19 protein-coding genes are annotated in these 18,914 nt (G+C 38.6%); 11 read left to right on the top strand and 8 right to left on the bottom strand.

Going from position 1 to position 18,914, the window contains the following annotated elements:
- Positions 1 to 57: 57 nt before the first annotated feature.
- From RRV45_RS17555 to RRV45_RS17545, 3 genes are read left to right on the top strand one after another with little or no spacing between them, the layout of a single operon-like run.
- The gene (locus RRV45_RS17555) at positions 58 to 1,086 is read left to right on the top strand and encodes a GlgC family sugar phosphate nucleotidyltransferase (RefSeq protein WP_315665973.1); all 1,029 of its coding nucleotides are present in this window, start codon (positions 58 to 60) and stop codon (positions 1,084 to 1,086) included.
- Positions 1,083 to 2,534, top strand: coding sequence for a glycogen synthase GlgA (glgA, locus tag RRV45_RS17550; protein ID WP_315665972.1), 1,452 nt, complete (start codon positions 1,083 to 1,085; stop codon positions 2,532 to 2,534). Before RRV45_RS17555 ends, glgA begins: the two co-directional genes overlap by 4 nt.
- The gene (locus tag RRV45_RS17545; protein WP_315665971.1) at positions 2,524 to 4,908 is read left to right on the top strand and encodes a glycogen/starch/alpha-glucan phosphorylase; all 2,385 of its coding nucleotides are present in this window, start codon (positions 2,524 to 2,526) and stop codon (positions 4,906 to 4,908) included. The genes glgA and RRV45_RS17545 overlap by 11 nt, the downstream gene beginning before the upstream one ends.
- Positions 4,909 to 4,961: 53 nt before the next feature.
- Here RRV45_RS17545 and RRV45_RS17540 read toward each other — a convergent pair whose 3' ends face one another.
- Both RRV45_RS17540 and RRV45_RS17535 read right to left on the bottom strand, forming a co-directional pair.
- Positions 4,962 to 5,714 (bottom strand): TraR/DksA C4-type zinc finger protein, encoded by a 753-nt coding sequence (locus RRV45_RS17540; RefSeq protein WP_315665970.1) that lies wholly within the window; start codon positions 5,712 to 5,714, stop codon positions 4,962 to 4,964.
- Between the two features lie 187 nt (positions 5,715 to 5,901).
- On the bottom strand, positions 5,902 to 6,831 hold the full coding sequence (locus RRV45_RS17535; RefSeq protein WP_315665969.1) for a 1,4-dihydroxy-2-naphthoate polyprenyltransferase: 930 nt from the start codon (positions 6,829 to 6,831) through the stop codon (positions 5,902 to 5,904).
- 301 nt (positions 6,832 to 7,132) lie between these two features.
- Between RRV45_RS17535 and RRV45_RS17530 the strand changes: the two genes are divergently transcribed.
- From RRV45_RS17530 to RRV45_RS17510, 5 genes are all read left to right on the top strand, one after another.
- Positions 7,133 to 8,539 (top strand): isochorismate synthase, encoded by a 1,407-nt coding sequence (locus RRV45_RS17530; RefSeq protein ID WP_315665968.1) that lies wholly within the window; start codon positions 7,133 to 7,135, stop codon positions 8,537 to 8,539.
- Entirely contained in the window at positions 8,536 to 10,287 is a 1,752-nt protein-coding gene (menD, locus tag RRV45_RS17525; RefSeq protein WP_315665967.1) for a 2-succinyl-5-enolpyruvyl-6-hydroxy-3-cyclohexene-1-carboxylic-acid synthase, read from the top strand. The genes RRV45_RS17530 and menD overlap by 4 nt, the downstream gene beginning before the upstream one ends.
- Positions 10,287 to 11,123: a 2-succinyl-6-hydroxy-2,4-cyclohexadiene-1-carboxylate synthase gene (gene menH / locus RRV45_RS17520; protein WP_315665966.1), complete on the top strand. Its 837-nt coding sequence runs from the start codon at positions 10,287 to 10,289 to the stop codon at positions 11,121 to 11,123. Before menD ends, menH begins: the two co-directional genes overlap by 1 nt.
- A 74-nt stretch (positions 11,124 to 11,197) precedes the next feature.
- Entirely contained in the window at positions 11,198 to 12,019 is an 822-nt protein-coding gene (gene menB, locus RRV45_RS17515; RefSeq protein ID WP_315665965.1) for a 1,4-dihydroxy-2-naphthoyl-CoA synthase, read from the top strand.
- An 82-nt stretch (positions 12,020 to 12,101) separates the two neighbouring features.
- Positions 12,102 to 13,577, top strand: a complete 1,476-nt coding sequence (locus RRV45_RS17510) for an o-succinylbenzoate--CoA ligase (RefSeq protein ID WP_315665964.1) — start codon at positions 12,102 to 12,104, stop codon at positions 13,575 to 13,577.
- Between the two features lie 79 nt (positions 13,578 to 13,656).
- Here RRV45_RS17510 and RRV45_RS17505 read toward each other — a convergent pair whose 3' ends face one another.
- Together RRV45_RS17505 and RRV45_RS17500 are read right to left on the bottom strand one after the other, a co-directional pair.
- Positions 13,657 to 13,815, bottom strand: a complete 159-nt coding sequence (locus tag RRV45_RS17505; RefSeq protein ID WP_315665963.1) for a DUF1540 domain-containing protein — start codon at positions 13,813 to 13,815, stop codon at positions 13,657 to 13,659.
- A 142-nt stretch (positions 13,816 to 13,957) separates the two neighbouring features.
- Entirely contained in the window at positions 13,958 to 14,935 is a 978-nt protein-coding gene (locus tag RRV45_RS17500; protein ID WP_315665962.1) for a metal ABC transporter solute-binding protein, Zn/Mn family, read from the bottom strand.
- A gap of 202 nt (positions 14,936 to 15,137) precedes the next feature.
- Here RRV45_RS17500 and RRV45_RS17495 point away from each other — a divergent pair, with 202 nt between their 5' ends.
- A complete protein-coding gene (locus RRV45_RS17495) occupies positions 15,138 to 15,701 on the top strand; it encodes a beta-class carbonic anhydrase (protein ID WP_315665961.1) in 564 nt (187 codons plus the stop codon).
- 47 nt (positions 15,702 to 15,748) lie between these two features.
- Here RRV45_RS17495 and yidD read toward each other — a convergent pair whose 3' ends face one another.
- The gene (gene yidD / locus RRV45_RS17490) at positions 15,749 to 15,979 is read right to left on the bottom strand and encodes a membrane protein insertion efficiency factor YidD (protein ID WP_315665960.1); all 231 of its coding nucleotides are present in this window, start codon (positions 15,977 to 15,979) and stop codon (positions 15,749 to 15,751) included.
- Between the two features lie 168 nt (positions 15,980 to 16,147).
- Here yidD and RRV45_RS17485 point away from each other — a divergent pair, with 168 nt between their 5' ends.
- Positions 16,148 to 16,621 (top strand): S-ribosylhomocysteine lyase, encoded by a 474-nt coding sequence (locus tag RRV45_RS17485; protein WP_315665959.1) that lies wholly within the window; start codon positions 16,148 to 16,150, stop codon positions 16,619 to 16,621.
- A 75-nt stretch (positions 16,622 to 16,696) separates the two neighbouring features.
- Here the strand turns inward: RRV45_RS17485 and ytzI are convergent, their stop codons facing one another.
- Positions 16,697 to 16,870, bottom strand: a complete 174-nt coding sequence (gene ytzI / locus RRV45_RS17480) for a YtzI protein (protein ID WP_315665958.1) — start codon at positions 16,868 to 16,870, stop codon at positions 16,697 to 16,699.
- 143 nt (positions 16,871 to 17,013) lie between these two features.
- Positions 17,014 to 17,271 carry a DUF6154 family protein gene (locus tag RRV45_RS17475; protein WP_315665957.1) on the bottom strand — a complete coding sequence of 86 codons (258 nt, stop codon included), beginning with the start codon at positions 17,269 to 17,271 and terminating at the stop codon, positions 17,014 to 17,016.
- Between the two features lie 253 nt (positions 17,272 to 17,524).
- Here RRV45_RS17475 and RRV45_RS17470 point away from each other — a divergent pair, with 253 nt between their 5' ends.
- The gene (locus RRV45_RS17470; RefSeq protein ID WP_315669076.1) at positions 17,525 to 17,851 is read left to right on the top strand and encodes a hydrolase; all 327 of its coding nucleotides are present in this window, start codon (positions 17,525 to 17,527) and stop codon (positions 17,849 to 17,851) included.
- A gap of 52 nt (positions 17,852 to 17,903) precedes the next feature.
- Here RRV45_RS17470 and RRV45_RS17465 read toward each other — a convergent pair whose 3' ends face one another.
- The gene (locus tag RRV45_RS17465) at positions 17,904 to 18,776 is read right to left on the bottom strand and encodes a DUF6612 family protein (RefSeq protein ID WP_315665956.1); all 873 of its coding nucleotides are present in this window, start codon (positions 18,774 to 18,776) and stop codon (positions 17,904 to 17,906) included.
- Positions 18,777 to 18,914 lie beyond the last annotated feature (138 nt).

Here is an 18,914-nt window from a genome sequence, read left to right as displayed (position 1 = left end):
ACGAATGTGATTTTTATAAGAAGATGCAGAGGCGATTGAATGTGGGAGGGAAAGATTGTGAAGAATCGTTTGCTTGGTGTTATTGATGCGACAACTTATCACGAAGAATTGGGGGAACTGATGATTCATCGATCGCTTGGTGCGGTGCCTTTTGCCGGCAGGTACCGCCTCATCGACTTTGTTCTTTCAAATATGGTGAATTCTGATATAGAAAGTGTAGCTATTTTCCCTAAATTTCAATATCGTTCCTTAATGGATCATTTAGGATCCGGTAAAAATTGGGATCTAAATCGAAAAAGAGATGGCCTATTCTTTTTTCCATCACCGATGATTGAAGGGGTAAGGAATGGAATAGGCTCATTTAATCATTTTGCTGCAAATTTAGATTATTTTTACCTAAGTAAGCAGGAATACGCACTAATTGCTAACTGCTTTACGGTTTTTAATATGGATTTTCGCCCAGTTCTTGACCTTCATATTCAGGCAGGGTGTGATATTACGGAAATTCGCCAGCAAGGCAGATCTCTGCAGATGTACTTAGTAAAGACCTCTTTTCTAATTGAACTCATTAAGTCACGTGAACATACTGGTTATACTTGCATGAATGATGTCGTCAATGACCTAAACCACTCCTACGTTATTTGCAGCTATGAATATGATGGATTTGCCGAAAGGATTGATTCTATTCAAACGTATTTTCGAGTAAGTATGGAGCTTCTACAGCCACATATTTGGAGAGAATTATTTCCTCAGGACCAACCGATTTTTACAAAAGTGAAGGATGAACCGCCTGCAAGGTATTTCGAAGGCTCATCTGTGCAGCATTCCATGATTGCTAATGGCTGCCAAATTAAGGGGAATATCAAGAATAGCATAATATCCCGCGGTGTTAAGATTGGAAAAGGCTCGGTTATTAACAATTGCATTATTATGCAAAAAAGCCAAATAGGAGAAAACTGCCATTTGGATTCAGTTATTATAGATAAAGATGTGAAGGTAGCATCTGGAACTGTTTTAGCTGGTTCAAGGCAATCTCCTTATGTTATTCAAAAAGGAACCGTGCAAGGAGCTCTGATGAATTCGTGAAAGTGTTGTTTGTTGTATCCGAATGTGTTCCATTTGTAAAATCGGGAGGACTGGCTGACGTTGCTGGTTCTCTGCCAAAGGAGATCAAAAAGCTTGGGGCTGATATCCGAGTTATCCTCCCGAAATACCAATCTATTAATGAAGAATATAAAGTTAAAATGAAAAAAACTGCAGAATTTTCAGTACAGGTAGGATGGAGAAATCAGTATTGCGGAATCGAAGAAATTCAGTTTGATGGGATAACCTATTACTTTATAGAAAATGAATATTATTTCTCTCGGGAAAATTTATATGGTTATTTTGACGATGGGGAGCGGTTTGCCTATTTTAATAGGGCTGTATTGGATTGTCTCGGGTTTATCGATTTCTTCCCAGACGTTATTCATTGTCATGATTGGCATACAGGGATGATTCCGTTTCTATTAAAAACTCAGTATCTGGCAATAGAGAGGTATAAGGACATTCGCACGGTGTTTACTATTCATAACTTAAAGTTTCAAGGAATTATGCCTCGTGAGGCTCTGCAGGATTTATTTGGACTGAGCAATCAATATTTTCATATCGATCATCTGGAATTCTATGGGCAAATTAGTTTTATGAAGGGTGCCATTGTTGCAGCGGATAAGATCACAACTGTGAGCCCGACATATAAGCAAGAGATTCAAATGGAGCACTACGGGGAAAGGCTGCACGGGTTGTTAAAGAAAAGGAAAGATGATCTAGAAGGGATCATAAATGGCATAGATACAGCCCTTTATGATCCGAAGAATGATCCTTGCCTTTTCGAGAGATATAATCCAGAGGCAGTCGAAAGGAAGCAGGTTAATAAAAGATATATCCTGGAGAAATTTGGACTTCCGAGTCAGATAAATACTCCGTTAGTTGTGATGATTACGAGGTTAACAGAGCAGAAGGGGCTTGATCTTGTTCGCGGTGTTTTTCAGGAACTCATTTCGGAAGATATCCAATTGATTATACTGGGAACAGGTGATGCACAGTTTGAGCAATTTTTCAGAGAGATGGAATGGGCTTATCCAGAAAAATGCAGAGCTTATATTGGGTTTGACGAGGAGGTGGCACACCAACTGTACGCTGGAGCTGATCTATTCCTAATGCCATCTAAATTTGAACCATGTGGTCTTGGACAAATGATCGCGATGAAATATGGCGCCATTCCTGTCGTCAGAGAGACAGGAGGATTAAATGATACAGTCCACTCCTTTAATGAACTTACTGGTGAAGGCAACGGCTTTACATTTGGCCATTTTAATGCTCATGACATGCTGTTTACTGTGCAAAAGGCACTTCGCTTTTATCGGGATGAATTGTATTGGAGAAACATTGTCATAAATGCCATGACGGCGGATTTTAGTTGGGCGCAGTCTGCTGAAAAATATAATGGGCTATATTCCGAAATCATCTCTAGGAGTGAAAGTCATGTTTTCTAATAAGGAAAAGTTTAAAGAAGCTTTCTTGCAAAGGCTGGAAATGATATGTGGAAAAAGCTTTGGAGAAAGCACGAAAAGAGACCATTACTTTACGATTGGGAACATGATTAGAGAATATGTCAGTACTAGCTGGATTAACACGAATGAACGATATCGAAGCAATAGAGGCAAACAAGTCTATTATCTTTCCATTGAGTTCTTGCTGGGCCGGCTGCTCCATCATAATTTGCTGAATTTAGGGCTAGAGAACGTTGTAAAGGATGGTTTAAAGGATTTAGGCATAGATTTATATGAATTGGATGAGATCGAGGCTGATGCAGGATTAGGGAACGGAGGGCTTGGGAGACTAGCTGCCTGTTTCATGGACTCTCTAGCCTCATTGAATTTGCCGGGGCATGGCTTAGGCATCCGATATAAGCACGGTTTATTTGAGCAGAAGATTGTTGATGGCTATCAAATTGAGCTGCCAGAGCAATGGCTGCGGCATGGGCATGTGTGGGAGGTTCGGAGAGCAGATTTAGCGATTGAGGTTCCTTTTTGGGGGAGCGTTGAAGCTAGGGAAGAAAATGGACGGCTCGTATTTCGGCACGAGAAAGCTGAAACGATTTCGGCTGTTCCTTATGATTTGCCAATTGTCGGATACAAGACGGAAACGGTAAATACCCTCAGACTCTGGAATGCAGAACCCTCGCCCTACCCTATTCATAAAGACATTTTAAAATATAAACGGGAAACAGAGTCCGTTTCTGAATTCCTATATCCGGACGATACACATGATGAGGGTAAGATACTCCGGTTAAAGCAGCAATATTTCCTTGTTTCAGCAAGCATTAGGTCGATTATTCGCTCCTATAAAAAGCAGCATGCGACATTACATGATTTTCACGAATATGTAAGTATTCATATTAATGATACACACCCTGTTCTCGCTATCCCAGAGCTAATGCGGGTCTTAATTGATGAAGAGTGCCTGGGATGGGATGAGGCATGGCATATTACCGTGAACACGATTTCGTATACGAATCATACAACCTTGTCAGAAGCGCTGGAAAAATGGCCTGTCCGTTTATTTCAGCCCCTGCTGCCGCGGATTTATTTGATTGTAGAAGAAATCAATGAGCGGTTTTGTCAGCAGCTTTGGGATTTATATCCGGGGGAATGGAAGCAGATCGAAAGCATGGCTATTATCGCTCATGAAGAAGTAAGGATGGCCCACCTCGCCCTAGTCGGCAGTTATAGCGTAAATGGGGTAGCCGCCCTACATACGGAAATTTTGAAGAAGCGGGAAATGAGCTCTTTTTATCACGTATTCCCGGAAAAATTTAATAATAAAACAAATGGAATTACACATAGAAGGTGGCTGTTAAAAGCTAATCCCCTTCTTTCCAGGCTTATTACAGATGGAATCGGAGATAAATGGGTCCAAGAACCAGCCCAGCTTAGCCAATTAAACCAAATTGAAGATGACCAAGCTTTTCTTCAAAAGTTAGCCCACGTTAAACAGCAAAATAAAGAAAGGCTCGCTAGAAGAATTAACGATCAGACCGGTATAATGGTGGATACCTCTTCGATTTTTGATATTCACGTGAAACGCCTTCATGCCTATAAAAGACAGCTTCTCAATATTTTGCATGTGATGTATTTATATAATCAGCTAAAAGAGGATTCAAGTTTCCATATGCACCCGCGCACTTTTATCTTTGGAGCCAAAGCCTCTCCTGGATACTATTATGCAAAGAAAATTATTAAGCTCATCAATACAGTAGCGGATAAAGTTAATCGTGATGCCAGGACTAATGAACAGTTAAAGGTCATATTCCTCGAGAATTATCGTGTCTCTATCGCGGAAGAGGTTTTTCCAGCGGCAGATATAAGTGAACAGATTTCTACCGCCAGTAAGGAAGCTTCCGGCACAGGAAACATGAAATTTATGATGAATGGCGCCCTAACTGTAGGAACTCTAGACGGGGCAAATGTTGAAATTATGGAAAAGGTCGGTAAGGAGAATATATTTATTTTTGGCCTTACCGCCGATAGAGTTCTTAACTATTATCAAAATGGTGGCTACAATTCGATGGATTACTACCATCATGACAAAAGAATTCGACAAGTAGCCGATCAATTAATAAACGGCTTTTTCCCAGAAGCTGATGATGAATTTGAACCGATTTTTGATTCATTGCTAACGGAAAATGACCAATATTTCGTTTTGCGGGATTTTGACTCTTATGTAAAAATTCAGAAGCAGGCTGGTTTAGCTTATGAAGATCAAAGAAAATGGCTTAAAATGAGCTTGAGAAATATTTCTGCCTCAGGTTATTTTTCCAGCGATCGCACAATCCGTGAGTATGCGGAAGGGATTTGGAAGATTTAGTCAATAAAAATAAGGGGCGCGTCTCAATAGTTTGAGGTTGCCCCTTTTGTTATTTATTCTTCATCCGCTACATATCCATCTGTACGCCGGTAGTGCAAATCACCATATGGTGTATCGGTGCCGACTTCATCGAGCATGGCCTCGTATTCTTCATGCTTTTTCGAAGGATAAATGATCCTGTCTGTCCCTTCAATGTTATTACCAATAAAGGTTTCATAATCCTCTGTGAAGCCTTCGTCATCATGCCCTTCGTTGTAAAGGGAATTATAATCTTCATAATCACCTCTAAGATCGGACGGGGTTTCAGAAGTGCCGTAGCGGGCAACCTCCTGGAAGCTGTCTTCATTATCGACAACCTCTCTGAACTGGTGATGCTGAAAGGTATTTCCGTGTGCTGGCTCAAGTACATCCTCTTCCACTGGGCGGTCACCTGGCACAATTTGTTCTGGACTATGTTCCTTACAATATAGGGTATAAGGGACAACCTCTAGCCTTTCGAATGGGATGTCCTCGCCACATACTGTACATTTCCCATAAGAACCTGAACTAATAGCCTCTAAGGCGGCATTTATTTTATTTACCTGGGAGTCGTGATGCTCCTCAAGAGCAAAATCCTTTGTTCTGTCAAATAATTCAGTTCCCATGTCTGCAGGGTGATTATCATAAGCAGATAACTCTCCAACTGTTTCTCTTGCATTTACACCTTCAAGACTGCCTTCCTTATTTCCATGAAGCTGTGATTCTAAAGATGTTTTCTCCTCTTCTAATTGACGCATTAATTGGTTGAGTTGTTCAGACGATAACAAAACAATATCACATCCTCATCAAATTCGATTAGACTTATTTTAAAACAGCATGCAGTTGACAATCATATGGTTTAGTATGAGCTTTACCTGAAAAAATAATTACTTAAATGGATGAAGCCCCATAGTGATCCTTCCCTTTTTAAACATGAAAAAAACCCTTGTCATGTACAAGGGTTAAAGCATTTTCTTATAAAAAATAACCAATAAATAAACCGATGGATAATAAAAATCCAAAAATCGTATTCGTTTGGGCAGTTGACTTCATTGCAGGCATCATCTGGATAGGAATTGTTTTACCAATAAAACCTTTCGTTGCTTTAATCGCTTTCGGGGCACTTAGAACAACAATAGCTAACCAAGGTGAGACGATGTTCATGGCAATAAGAATGAAAACCCATGCATAAGAAATAATAAACATACTTGCAAGCAATTGAATGGCGCCTTTTCTTCCTAATAAAATCGCCAGTGTTTTTCTGCCAAACTTTTTATCGCCGTCTAAATCACGAATATTATTAGATAACATTATAGCACCGACAAGAATCAAAATAGGGATCGACACTAAAATACTTGTTTCCGTTACCGTTCCAGTCTGAATAAAGAACGAAATGAGAATAATCAGCATGCCCATGAAAAATCCAGCTGCAATTTCACCAAATGGGGTGTACGCAATTGGAAATGGACCTCCTGTGTAAAGATAGCCTACTAACATACAAATGATCCCGATCAAAGCTAACCACCAGCTGCTGTTCATACAAATGTATACTCCAATTAAGATCGAAACACCATATAAACCCAGGGCCAGCTTAAGAACTGTCTTTGGCTGTATGCCATCGCGAACAATAGCTCCACCGATCCCAACAGATTCTTCATTATCGAGACCTCTTTTAAAATCGTAGTATTCATTAAACATATTCGTTGCAGCTTGTATTAGCAAGCTAGCAATCAACATGGCAAAAAACAATCCAAAATGAATGCTTGTATCCTGAAGAGCTAAGGCCGTTCCAAGTAATACTGGTACAAAAGCAGCGGTAAGAGTATGAGGTCTTGTCAGCTGCCACCAAACCTTCCAATCCCTAGAATTGGTAGGTGGAATACTTGTATGCATCTGTGTTTGCATAAAACTCTCCCCTTGTCATAAAAAATCTATAATATCAAACCTATTTATTATAAAGGATAGGACAATAACTGTCAAAGAAGGCCCAAAGATAGCCCGCTTCACCATCAGTCTAAGTGGGAAAAGCGTTGGTGTCAATGGTACAAAATGAAAGGCGATATAGATGAATATTTCTTCTTTTCATTATATTAGAAAAACCTGAGCTAAACATGACTATAATTGACATATGAATGAGAATAAGTGTATGTTAAAATAAGTTTATATTAAAGGAAAACGGTTAATAGGTATTGTTGGAGGGATTTTTTTGGTTACCATAACAGAAACGGAACTAAAAGACGGGATCCTTGAAGCGATTGATAAGGCAAAGGCCTTATCTAAACCAGTATTAGTAAGTGAAGTACAGCAGATTAATCCTATAGATCCTCTTACTTTTTTCACGGCAGGCCGTGAAGCTTTTTTAGGTGAACGTTTTTTTTGGAAAGATCCATCAGATGAAACGTTCATTATTGGGATGGGAATATGCAATCAAATTCAATCGGATCAGGCAGCTGGCCGCTTTTTTCATGTTGAGAAGGAGTGGAAGCGTTTTATTCAAAATGCCATTATATATAACCGGTTTGAATTGGATGGAATTGGTCCTCTAATGTTTGGCGGCTTTTCTTTTGATCCTATTAAAGAGAAATCAAAGCTCTGGGAGAAATTTTCGGATTCACTGTTTCATATTCCGACTTTTATGTACAGTGAAATAAAAGGAAAGGCCTATTTAACAACGAATGTGCTTTGTACTCAAAATGATGATGAGTCTCTTATTGATGTGATTCACTCAGAGAGGCAGGCCCTTTTCACATCTCTATTAGACATTCGAAATGATGAAGGCCATCAATTAAATAAAGAGTTAGAAATTAATCCTGAAAAATGGAAGGAAACCGTTCGTTCCATTGTGGAGGAATTAAAACAAGGCTCAATAGAAAAGGTTGTCCTGGCGAGGGAAACAAGATTATTCTTTGACAAACATGTTCAAGTGGAACAAGTACTTTCACAACTGTTTAATCTGCAAAGAGAGAGCTTTATTTTTGCATTTGAATCTAATGGCGATTGCTTTATTGGGGCATCTCCAGAAAGGCTTATCAAAAAGAGCGGAAAGAGCCTTTTTACGACATGTCTTGCTGGATCAATTGGAAGAGGCAAGTCGGAAACAGAAGATAAGCAGCTTGGGGAAGAATTATTAAATGACCGTAAGAATTTAATTGAGCACCAATATGTTGTGCAAATGATTAAAGAAGCGATGGAGGAATCATGTGAGGAAGTATTATTGCCTGAAAAAACACAGCTTCTAAAAACGAGAGATATTCAGCATCTTTATACGCCTGTCATTGGAAAGGCGAAGGAAGATACCTCTTTACTTATACTAGTTGATCGTCTGCATCCAACACCTGCTTTAGGAGGACTGCCAAAGCAAGAAGCAGTTGAGAAAATTAGAGAAGTTGAAGATTTGGACAGGGGTTTTTACGGTGCACCGCTAGGTTGGCTTGACTATAAAGGTAACGGCGAATTTGCTGTTTCTATTCGTTCCGGCTTAATTCAAAAGAATGAAGCCTCAATTTTTGCTGGCTGTGGAGTTGTAATAGATTCGGATCCAGATAGTGAGTATATCGAAACGAAGATTAAATTTAGACCAATGCTAAGGGCATTAGGAGGAATAAATAAATGAATCATCAAGAAGCACTAACCTCTTATATTGCCGCATTTGTTACTGAGCTAGTAAATAATGGGGTAGAGGATGTTGTCGTAAGTCCTGGTTCTAGATCTACCCCAATGGCAATGGTTATACTTGAGCATCCTGAACTTCGTGTACATATTCATGTAGACGAACGTTCGGCTGCCTTTTTTGCGTTAGGGATTGCTAAAGCTTCGAAAAGGCCAGTGGCGATATTATGTACTTCCGGCACAGCCGCAGCAAACTATTTTCCTGCTATTGTGGAAGCGAATGTATCAAGGGTGCCATTAATAGTTCTCACGGCTGATAGACCGCATGAATTAAGAGATGTTGGCGCACCACAGGCAATCGATCAAATTCATTTGTACGGAAACCATGTAAAATGGTTTGTAGAAATGGCACCTCCTGAAAATACTATAGAAATGATCAGATATGCACGTACTGTATGTGCAAGGGCAGCTTCTACTGCTCTGCAATCCCCAGAAGGTCCTGTTCATTTGAATTTTCCTTTTAGGGAGCCGCTCATTCCGATATTGGACAGGGAAGACTTGTTTGAGGTAACGGAAAGAGCCGGGGGGTATGTCGGGATTCAGCCAAGTGAACGGACCCTTTTAAATGAACAATTTAAAGAGTTGGGAGCAAGTCTCCAGTCATATAAAAGAGGGATCATCGTTTGCGGACCAATTGAGACAGATGGGTTTAAGGCTGCAGTTATTAATCTTGCTGAAAAACTTCAGTTTCCAATTCTTGCAGACCCGATTTCCCAGCTAAGAAGCGGATCGCATAATGGGGCACAAATTATTGATACATATGATACGATTTTGAAAAATGATAAAGCAAAGCGAGTACTAAAGCCTGATGTCATTATTCGTTTTGGAGCCATGCCCGTTTCTAAGCCATTAACCATATTCTTAAAAGAAAATCATGATGTGCGCCAATTCGTTATTGATGGCGGTGCAGGATGGCGGGATCCGGGGATGGTATCCTCTGAAATGATATATTGCCAGGAAACGAGGTTTTGCCAAGCTATTCTCCCATACATAAAAGCTGTAAAAGATAGGAGTTTCCTTGAGAAGTGGGTGAAGGTCAATCAGTTAACCCGCAGCTGCTTAGCAAAAATAGAAGAAGTAGAAGAATTAAGTGAAGGAAAATTATTTTATCAGCTTGCTAATGTGCTTCCTGAAGGAGCCGTATTATTTGTAGGAAATAGCATGCCTATTAGAGATTTAGACACCTTCTTCCATTTTAATGATAAGTCGATTAGAATTATGGCTAACCGAGGCGCAAATGGCATAGATGGAGTGATTTCAACTGCCCTTGGAGCAGGGACATGCCTGCAGCCGCTTTATTTAGTCCTAGGTGATTTAACGTTTTTCCATGATTTGAATGGATTAATTGCTGCTAAACAATATGACATTGATATTAATATCCTATTAATCAATAATAATGGCGGGGGAATATTCTCTTTTCTTCCACAAGCCAGCCATCCGAAAAATTTTGAGAAGCTATTTGGAACCCCATTGGATTTGAAGTTTCAATATGCTGTAGAAATGTACGGAGGGCAATATGATTTAATTTCAGATTGGGAGCATCTTTCTTCCATTATGAATCAAAATAAAGATAGATCTGGATTAAAGGTAATGGAAATTACAACTAACCGTGAGAAAAATATTCTCGAGCATCGAGAGCTATGGGACGCGGTTTCCCGGGAAATAAGTCGAATGCTGGAGGACGAATGCTGATGAATTTTGTTATCAATGGCATTCAATATTATGTAGACAGGTGGGGCTCCCCAGATGGGACCCCCTTAATTTTGCTTCATGGTTTCACCGGAAGTGGTGCTTCATGGAAAAGATTCGAGCCTTATTGGAAAAATTTCAATGTTTTTGCAGTTGATATAATAGGTCATGGCAAAACTGACTCTCCAGAAGATGTATCAAAATATGATATAGAATCAGTGGCGGGGGATTTACAAACTATTTTGCATAAGCTAGGAATTGTTCATACTAATTTATTAGGTTATTCCATGGGTGGAAGATTAGCGCTAACATTCTCGCTGAAATATCCTCAACTGGTTAGAAAACTCATTCTGGAAAGCTCAACACCTGGGCTAAAGTCTGAAAGTGAAAGGGAAGCTAGGCGCCTTCAGGATGAGAAGCTTGCCTGTCGAATTCAAGAAAACGGCATTGCGGAATTTGTAGATTATTGGGAGAATATTCCCCTTTTTCAAAGCCAGAAAATGCTCTCAGAAGATATTAGGCAACAAATTAGAAATGAACGTTTGGGAAACTCTGTATTAGGCTTGTCTAACAGTCTTAGGGGAATGGGGACAGGCACTCAATCCTCGTGGTGGGAGAGGCTTCATGAGCTCTCCTTTCCAGTCCTTTTAATAACAGGTGAGTTGGACACTAAATTCTGCCGAATAGCAAAAGAAATGCATAAGACATTAAAAGATGGAAATTTGCTTTCCATTGATAAAAGTGGCCATGCAATTCATGTGGAGAAACCGGATTTATTTGGTACAATAGTAAATGAATTCTTATCGTATGAAAAGGATCCAAAAAACAATCCTTATTGATACGTTTGAAGAAAAACAGCCGCTAGCTTTAGCGCTGAATATATTTTTTCTATACATAAAAGGAGGATTCCGTCATGTCAGCAGTAGAATGGATTGCCGGACGCAAGTATGAAGAAATTATTTATGAAACATACAATGGAATTGCAAAAATTACTATTAACCGTCCAGAGAAGCATAATGCTTTCACGCCAAGAACAGTATCCGAGCTTATTGATGCTTTCGCTTATGCACGTGATGATGCAAATGTTGGGGTTATCGTTCTAACAGGTGCAGGTGATAAAGCTTTCTGTTCAGGTGGAGATCAGTCTGTACGTGGTCATGGAGGCTATGTTGGGGATGATCAAATCCCGCGCTTGAACGTTCTTGATTTACAGCGTTTAATTCGTGTCATTCCAAAACCAGTTGTTGCTATGGTTAAAGGATATGCGATTGGTGGGGGACATGTTCTCCATATCGTTTGTGATTTAACCATTGCTGCAGATAATGCCGTCTTTGGACAAACTGGTCCGAAGGTTGGAAGCTTTGATGCTGGGTATGGCTCAGGCTATTTAGCAAGAATTGTCGGTCATAAAAAGGCACGTGAAATTTGGTATCTATGCCGCCAGTATAATGCTCAAGAAGCTTTAGATATGGGGCTTGTTAATACAGTTGTTCCGCTTGACCAAGTGGAAGAAGAGACAATTAAGTGGTGTGAAGAAATGCTTGAAAAGAGCCCAACTGCTCTTCGCTTCCTAAAGGCTGCGTTTAATGCAGATACTGACGGTCTTGCTGGTATTCAGCAATTTGCTGGTGACGCAACATTGCTTTACTATACAACAGATGAAGCAAAAGAAGGCCGCGATGCCTTTAAAGAAAAGCGCAAGCCAGATTTTGGCCAATTCCCTCGTTTTCCTTAAGGATTGGACAAGCTATATTGAGAAACAGCCTGATGGAATTGCCATCAGGCTGTTTTGGCTAATGCTTTTTTAATGAGGTGTAATGATGGATAAGATGCAGAATATTTTAATAAAAAGGGCCTTTTTAACACCAGATAGGCCTGCTTTTCATTTTGAAGAAAGAACTTACACCTTTTCCGAAGCTTATGATAAAGCCTATACAATAGCAGGTCAATTAACGACTCATGGGCTTCAAAAAGGACAGTTTGCAGGGGTATTGCTAAGCAACCATGTAGACACGGTTTTCATTTATTTAGCCTTACATTTACTTGGTGTGAAGGCGGTTATATTAAATAATCGTTTAACCCCTTCAGAATTAGAATGGCAAATGCAGGATTCGGAATCGGAATTTCTGATTACGGAAAAGAAATTTTCGAATACGGTTAATCTGATGAAAGGGATTCTTTCAGATGTAACGATTATTGAAAAAGAGATGCTGTTTAATTCACCTGCTTCTGATCCAAGTATTATTGAAGAAATAAATTTAAACGATATATGTACGATTATGTATACTTCAGGAACGACAGGGCATCCAAAAGGTGTGCTTCAAACATACGGCAATCATTGGTGGAGTGCAATCGGCTCAGCGCTAAATCTTGGGCTCTCTGAGCAGGATTGTTGGCTGTGTGCAGTGCCGTTATTTCATATTAGCGGCTATTCGATTCTAATGCGCAGCATCATCTATGGAATGAAGATGGTGATTATGGAAGCCTTTGATGAAAGAAAGGCAATAGAAACCATCCGATGTGAACATGTAACGATTATGTCCATTGTCAGCACGATGCTTTCCCGGTTGGAAGAAGAGCTATTAGATGAAAGGCTGCCTACAGAATTTCGCTGCATGTTATTAGGGGGAGGACCTGCCCCTAAAGCTTTACTCGAAAAATGCAAACATAAGCAAATACCCGTTTACCAAACATATGGCATGACAGAAACATCCTCCCAGATTGTAACCCTTTCTCCAGAGTACAGCATGAGTAAACTAAGCTCAGCGGGGAAGGTGTTATTTCCGTCACAGTTGAAAATTATTCGTTCAGATGGAGAAAAAGCGGAACCTAATGAAGCAGGAGAAATCCTAGTAAAGGGGCCCAATGTCACGATCGGCTATTTAAACAGAGAAGAGGAAACAAAGAAAAAGCTAGTCAATGGCTGGTTGTCCACAGGTGATATCGGCACATTGGATCAAGAAGGATTTCTATATGTGTTGGATCGCCGATCGGATTTAATTATTTCCGGTGGTGAAAATGTATATCCTGCTGAAATTGAAAGTGTGCTTGTTTCTCATCCTAATATAACGGATGCGGGAGTGATTGGAATAAAGGATAAGCAATGGGGAGAGGTTCCTGCTGCTTTTGTTGTGAAAAATAAAGAAATGATTGCTGAAGAAATTTTGGAATTTTGCCACCAAAAGCTTGCAAAATATAAAGTACCAAAAAAAATCCATTTCCTCGAAGCTATACCAAGAAATGCCTCGAAAAAAATATTAAGAAGAGAACTGCGAAAATTAATAGAAGATTAAAGGCATAAAAGCCTTTATATAAAAAGAGGCGCTAATCTAAAAACTGAATGCGCCTCTTTTCCATAATTACTTCATTAAGTTATTCGAACGATGGTTCAAATGTTTTACAATCGGTTTCTTGACTATTATCAGCTGTTTTCCCCTTATGGCTGACTACATAAATCTGCTCTGCTGCACATCTATTTCCTTTTTCCCAGTATGAACAGTTATTAACTTCACATAATACGTCTTTAGCCACTAGGATTCACTCCTTCTAAGTTCAAAAAAATGGGCCCCTTTTTGCAACCCTATTATAGGTTGTGAAGCTGACCTCACCTTTAACCCTCCCATATTAAGGGATTATTGTAAAAGAAAAACCCTCCAAATGGAGGGAAAAAGGGCTAATTTAGTGCTTTTTCGAGTGCCTTTAAATTCTCATTCATAATGGAAAAGTAAGTTGAATTATCGTTGATATCTTTATCTGTCAGGACAGAAAGATTGTGTAAATAAAGTGGCTCAGCACCGAGTTCCTTCTGAATGATTTCCGTTAATTTAGAGCTTACATTTTGTTCAAAGAACACATATTTTAAATCATGTTCTTTAGCTTTAGTAATAATTTTCTCCAGCTGTTTTTGAGAAGGTTCGTTAGACGAATTTAACCCTGATACACTGATTTGCTCAATCCCATAGCGTTTTTCCCAGTAGCCAAATGCAGAATGTGAAACAATTATTTCTTTATGCTTTGCTTGATCAACAATTCTTTTGAAGTCATTGTCCAATTGATCTAGCTCTTTAATTAGTTCGTCATAATTATCGTTAAATTCTTCTTTGTGTTCAGGCATCTTTTCAATAAGTGCATTTTTTGTTGCTTCCGCTAGATCCTTTGCATAAACAGGATCAATCCATACATGCGGATCAATATCCCCATGGTTATGACCATCATCTTCATGGTGGTGCTCTTCGTGATTTCCTTCCTCATCATGGTGGTCTTCATGATCGTTATCTGTTTTGATAGTAGGATCTAGGTGCACAATTTCCCCAGCTGCGACCATTTGAACGTCCTCGCCCTTTAAAATCTCCTTTGCCTTTTCTACAAAGCCTTCTAAGCCGAGTCCAATGAAAATAAATAAGTCTGCATCTGCTAATTTCATCATATCCTTTTGTGTAGGTTCAAATGTGTGTTCATCAGATCCCGGTGGATACACGGTTTTCGTTTCAACGTAATTTCCGCCAATCCGTTTAGAAAAATATTGTAAGGGATAGACAGTTGTATAAACTGTTAATGTATCGCTTTCTTTTTCCTTTACCTTTTCCTCACCTGCCGCACATCCTGATAATAATAAACTAAGGGTTAGGAAGAATAAAAATATTTTTTTCATGTTTTCTCCTCTCTAATTAAAACGTACTCGTTACGATTTGTATAATAAAAAAATTTCTTAATATTGCATAATCCGTAATCATTACGATTACAAATGTAATTTTACAAAATAAAAATATAAAAATCAATCATAAATATTTGGTTATGCGATAAGTTTTTTGATATTCTTAAAAAAGCAATGAAAATTCAGAGGTGTGAATCAAATGAGATTAATTGATGAAATCTTAACCTTTAATCAGCAATTCGTAGATGAAAAACAGTATGAAGAATTTACGACAACTAAATTTCCCAATAAGCGCATGGTTTTATTAACATGTATGGATACGCGCCTCGTAGAGCTGCTGCCAAGAGCGCTGAATTTGCGCAATGGGGATGTAAAAATTGTTAAAAATGCTGGAGCGCTTGTTACCCATCCGTTTGGGAGTATTATGAGAAGCTTACTAGTAGCTGTCTATGAGCTTCAAGCAGAAGAAGTTTTAATTATCGGGCATCATGATTGCGGGATGAGCGGAATGAAGCCTGACTATATTTTGGAAAAAATGAGAAAGCGCGGCAAGTCTGAACAGGCTTTAGACACAATTTCTTACGCTGGAGTAGATGTTAAGGAATGGCTAAAAGGCTTCGATAATGTTGAAGAAAGTGTTGCCCACAGTGTCCGTATGGTAAAGAAGCATCCATTAATGCCGAATGATATCCCCGTACATGGACTGGTCATTGAACCAGGAACAGGAAAATTAGAAGTAGTAGTGAACGGGTATGAAGGCTAGATTTATAAAAAGAACAGCTTATCATTTTTTAAAAAGGATAAGCTGTTCTATTTTTTCAGCTGTTTTTCCGGAACAGGATCAAACCCACCTGGATGGAAGGGGTGGCATTTAACAATTCGTTTAATTGTTAGCCATCCTCCCTTTATAGCCCCAAAACGTTTGATTGATTGGAGTCCATAATGAGAACATGTAGGGTAAAATCGGCAAGTTGGCGGTTTTAACGGCGAGATGACTATTTGATAAAAGCGAATCAGACCAAGCAGTATTTTTTTTAACATGAACAACAATCCATTCTATTACATAGTTATTGATAAAAAGATAGCATATTATCTTGCAATAGTCGAAAGTAAGGGTCAGCACTCGGGCAAACAGCATATAATATAAAGTTGATGAAGATACTCGGAATATGCGTTACAATGGAAGAAATACATTAGGAGTGATGATTGATGCCTTCAGTAGAGAGCTTTGAATTGGATCATAATGCTGTAAAAGCACCATTTGTTAGACACTGTGGAGTCCATAAGGTCGGTTCAGATGGTGTAGTAAATAAATATGATATCCGATTTTGCCAGCCAAATAAACAGGCGATGAAGCCAGAGGCTATCCATACTTTGGAACATCTTCTTGCGTTTAATATTCGCAAGCATTCAGAGAAATATGATCACTTTGATATTATTGACATTTCCCCTATGGGCTGCCAGACGGGGTATTATTTAGTTGTAAGCGGAGAGCCGACCATTGAGGAAATTATTGACTTGCTTGAAGATACGATGAAGGATGCGGTAGAGATTACTGAAATTCCTGCAGCCAATGAGAAGCAATGCGGCCAAGCAAAGCTGCATGATTTAGAAGGAGCTAAGCGATTAATGCGTTTTTGGCTACAACAATCAAAGGAAGACTTGAAACAGGTTTTTGCATAAGTAATGATAAACAAAAAGCTAAGTGTACGCTGCCAATGTGTGTACTCTTAGCTTTTTTATATTACGATTCATTTTCTAGGAAATTTCTTTATCTGACTTATTTTCCAATTCCTTTTGGTCATCGTTAGTGGGAATGGAATCTATAGAATCAACAGTATGCTTAAACATATAAGCTTTAGAAGTTGTGACAACTGCCAAAACAATAACAATGGCAACAATAATCACCGAAATGGCTAAAACAGTAATCATAAAAAATCCCCCTCTTCTTAATTAGTTTAACATGAAAATCAATGGGAAGGAGGGAGGAAAGCCGTTAAATTTGCTGAGAAGTGAATGTTTTTATTGATGAAAACGTTCTCATTTCCCTGGTGGAATTATGTATTAAAAATATTTCAGTGTATGTTGCGATGTTGAATATTTGGGTTGCGCTGTGGTCTGTAGTCTTCACTTGCAAATTTTCCTTTCAAGCTTTCAATTAAATAAAGTCCCATCAAATCATATAGCTCCTGATTATTTAATTCTTGGATAATATTCAATAAATCTTCCCGGCTCATTTCCTCCAGAAAAGCAAAGGTCAGCATATCAATATCTTCTTCATCTCCAGTAAGCTTATGCCGATAAAGCTCATACAGTTCATCCACGATTTTCATCTTGACACCCCCAATGTAAATGTTTGAGACAGTTAGTTCTTATATTTTATACTTATTGAATAATCTTGATGATAAAAATATTCTATATTTGTCATTAAGGTTCCTTTTTTTTTAACATAATATGTGACTTTACAAAGAATAATGTTTTTCGTCATTATTTTTAAATTGAATATGGAAAAGATAAGAATGAATATATGCGTATGGCACCAGCCGGTCGCTATTTTATCATAAGGGGTTGACTAGATTGAATGAAATGAAGAAAACGTATTATATAAAGGTTAGTACTGGCGAAATTACACAAAGTGCAACTGATTCGGCTTGGGACTTTAAAATAGAGGCAACAGACGAGGAGATTATTTCATTGCGGGAGTTCTTTGATTACAATTATTCAAATGAATGGAAAAACTTCTTCAGAGCTCATGTTCCTTTCGTAGAATATCATAATGATAAAGAAAATGATGCTTATGATGAGACAATGAGAAAAGTATTTGGAATGATTTATCAGCTAGGAGATGAAGAAGCAAAGAGCCATATTAAAAGCATGGGGATTTTAGATGAAACTCACGATCAAAGCTTTTAATTGAAAGGTCAGACCCTTCACTTTACGTGCTTGGGTCTGACAAAAATTATGTTTACATCGCCAGTTCAACGGCTGAATCAATCACTTCCTGAGGTACAGTAATGGCATCTACGTTATTGTGGTTTGAATATTGGCCGTTCATTTTTTGATTCATGATAATGGTTTGGTCTTCAACTGTCAATTCCATTTCCATATTCATATCGAGAGCAACTGGTAAAAATGATTCTTTATCGATAAGAAATTTATATTCTACGGCGTTAATATTCATGCTGTTCATAAGATCCTCTTGTGCCATTTCAGGAGGAAGTGCTTCTGCAGCTGTTTCTTTAATAAAATCATTAAATTTATCACCGGAAGCTTTTAAATTTAAGATATAATTTTTTGAATCTTGCTCAAAAGTAAAATCCTCTACAAATTGCTGTAATTTCTTAAGCTCTTCTCCAGGATTCGATTGCTTTCCTGACATTTGCAGGAATACATCTGTCATCTCTTGTGGAAACTTCATCCATTGCTTCCCAGACGGTTCAAAAAAGAACATGCCATCCTCAGTAAAATAGCTTTCTGTTTCAAATTCTTCTCCTGTATCCCCTAAAGACATTGTCATTTTTTGATAGAAGGCCATTGGATCTTGTACAACATCCATTTCAATCACTGATTGAGTTTGCATATTCATCTCCTCTTGGTCAGAAGTCATATCTTGATCGAGATTCATTTTTACAGAGAAGCTTTCCAGATTATTAGAGGCTTCTGTTGATTTTTCGAGAACTTCTTCTAATGTTAATTGGGATGGCTTTTCAGCAGCTGCAGGGGTTTCGTTGTTTTTTGCAGGTTCATTAACAGGCTCAGCAGTCTGATTACATGCAGCAAGCATGAAAATCAGGAGAAAGCCCGTAAAAATGGACAATGATTTTTTCAAAATAGACACTCCCTTTTTGTTATTCACCTATTATATACGGGAAACTTCGCCAGTGGTTTCAATAAAATGAATATTCATACTTTATTCACATTATTATCCAACAGGTATATGAAATTAGTAACAGAAACTAGATTCGAGATATAATTT

It is taken from the genome of Bacillus sp. DTU_2020_1000418_1_SI_GHA_SEK_038 (genome assembly GCF_032341175.1).
Lineage (GTDB): Bacteria > Bacillota > Bacilli > Bacillales > Cytobacillaceae > Cytobacillus.
The sequence above is the reverse complement of the archived record's forward strand: the minus strand, read 5'-3'. Positions and strand labels throughout refer to the sequence as shown.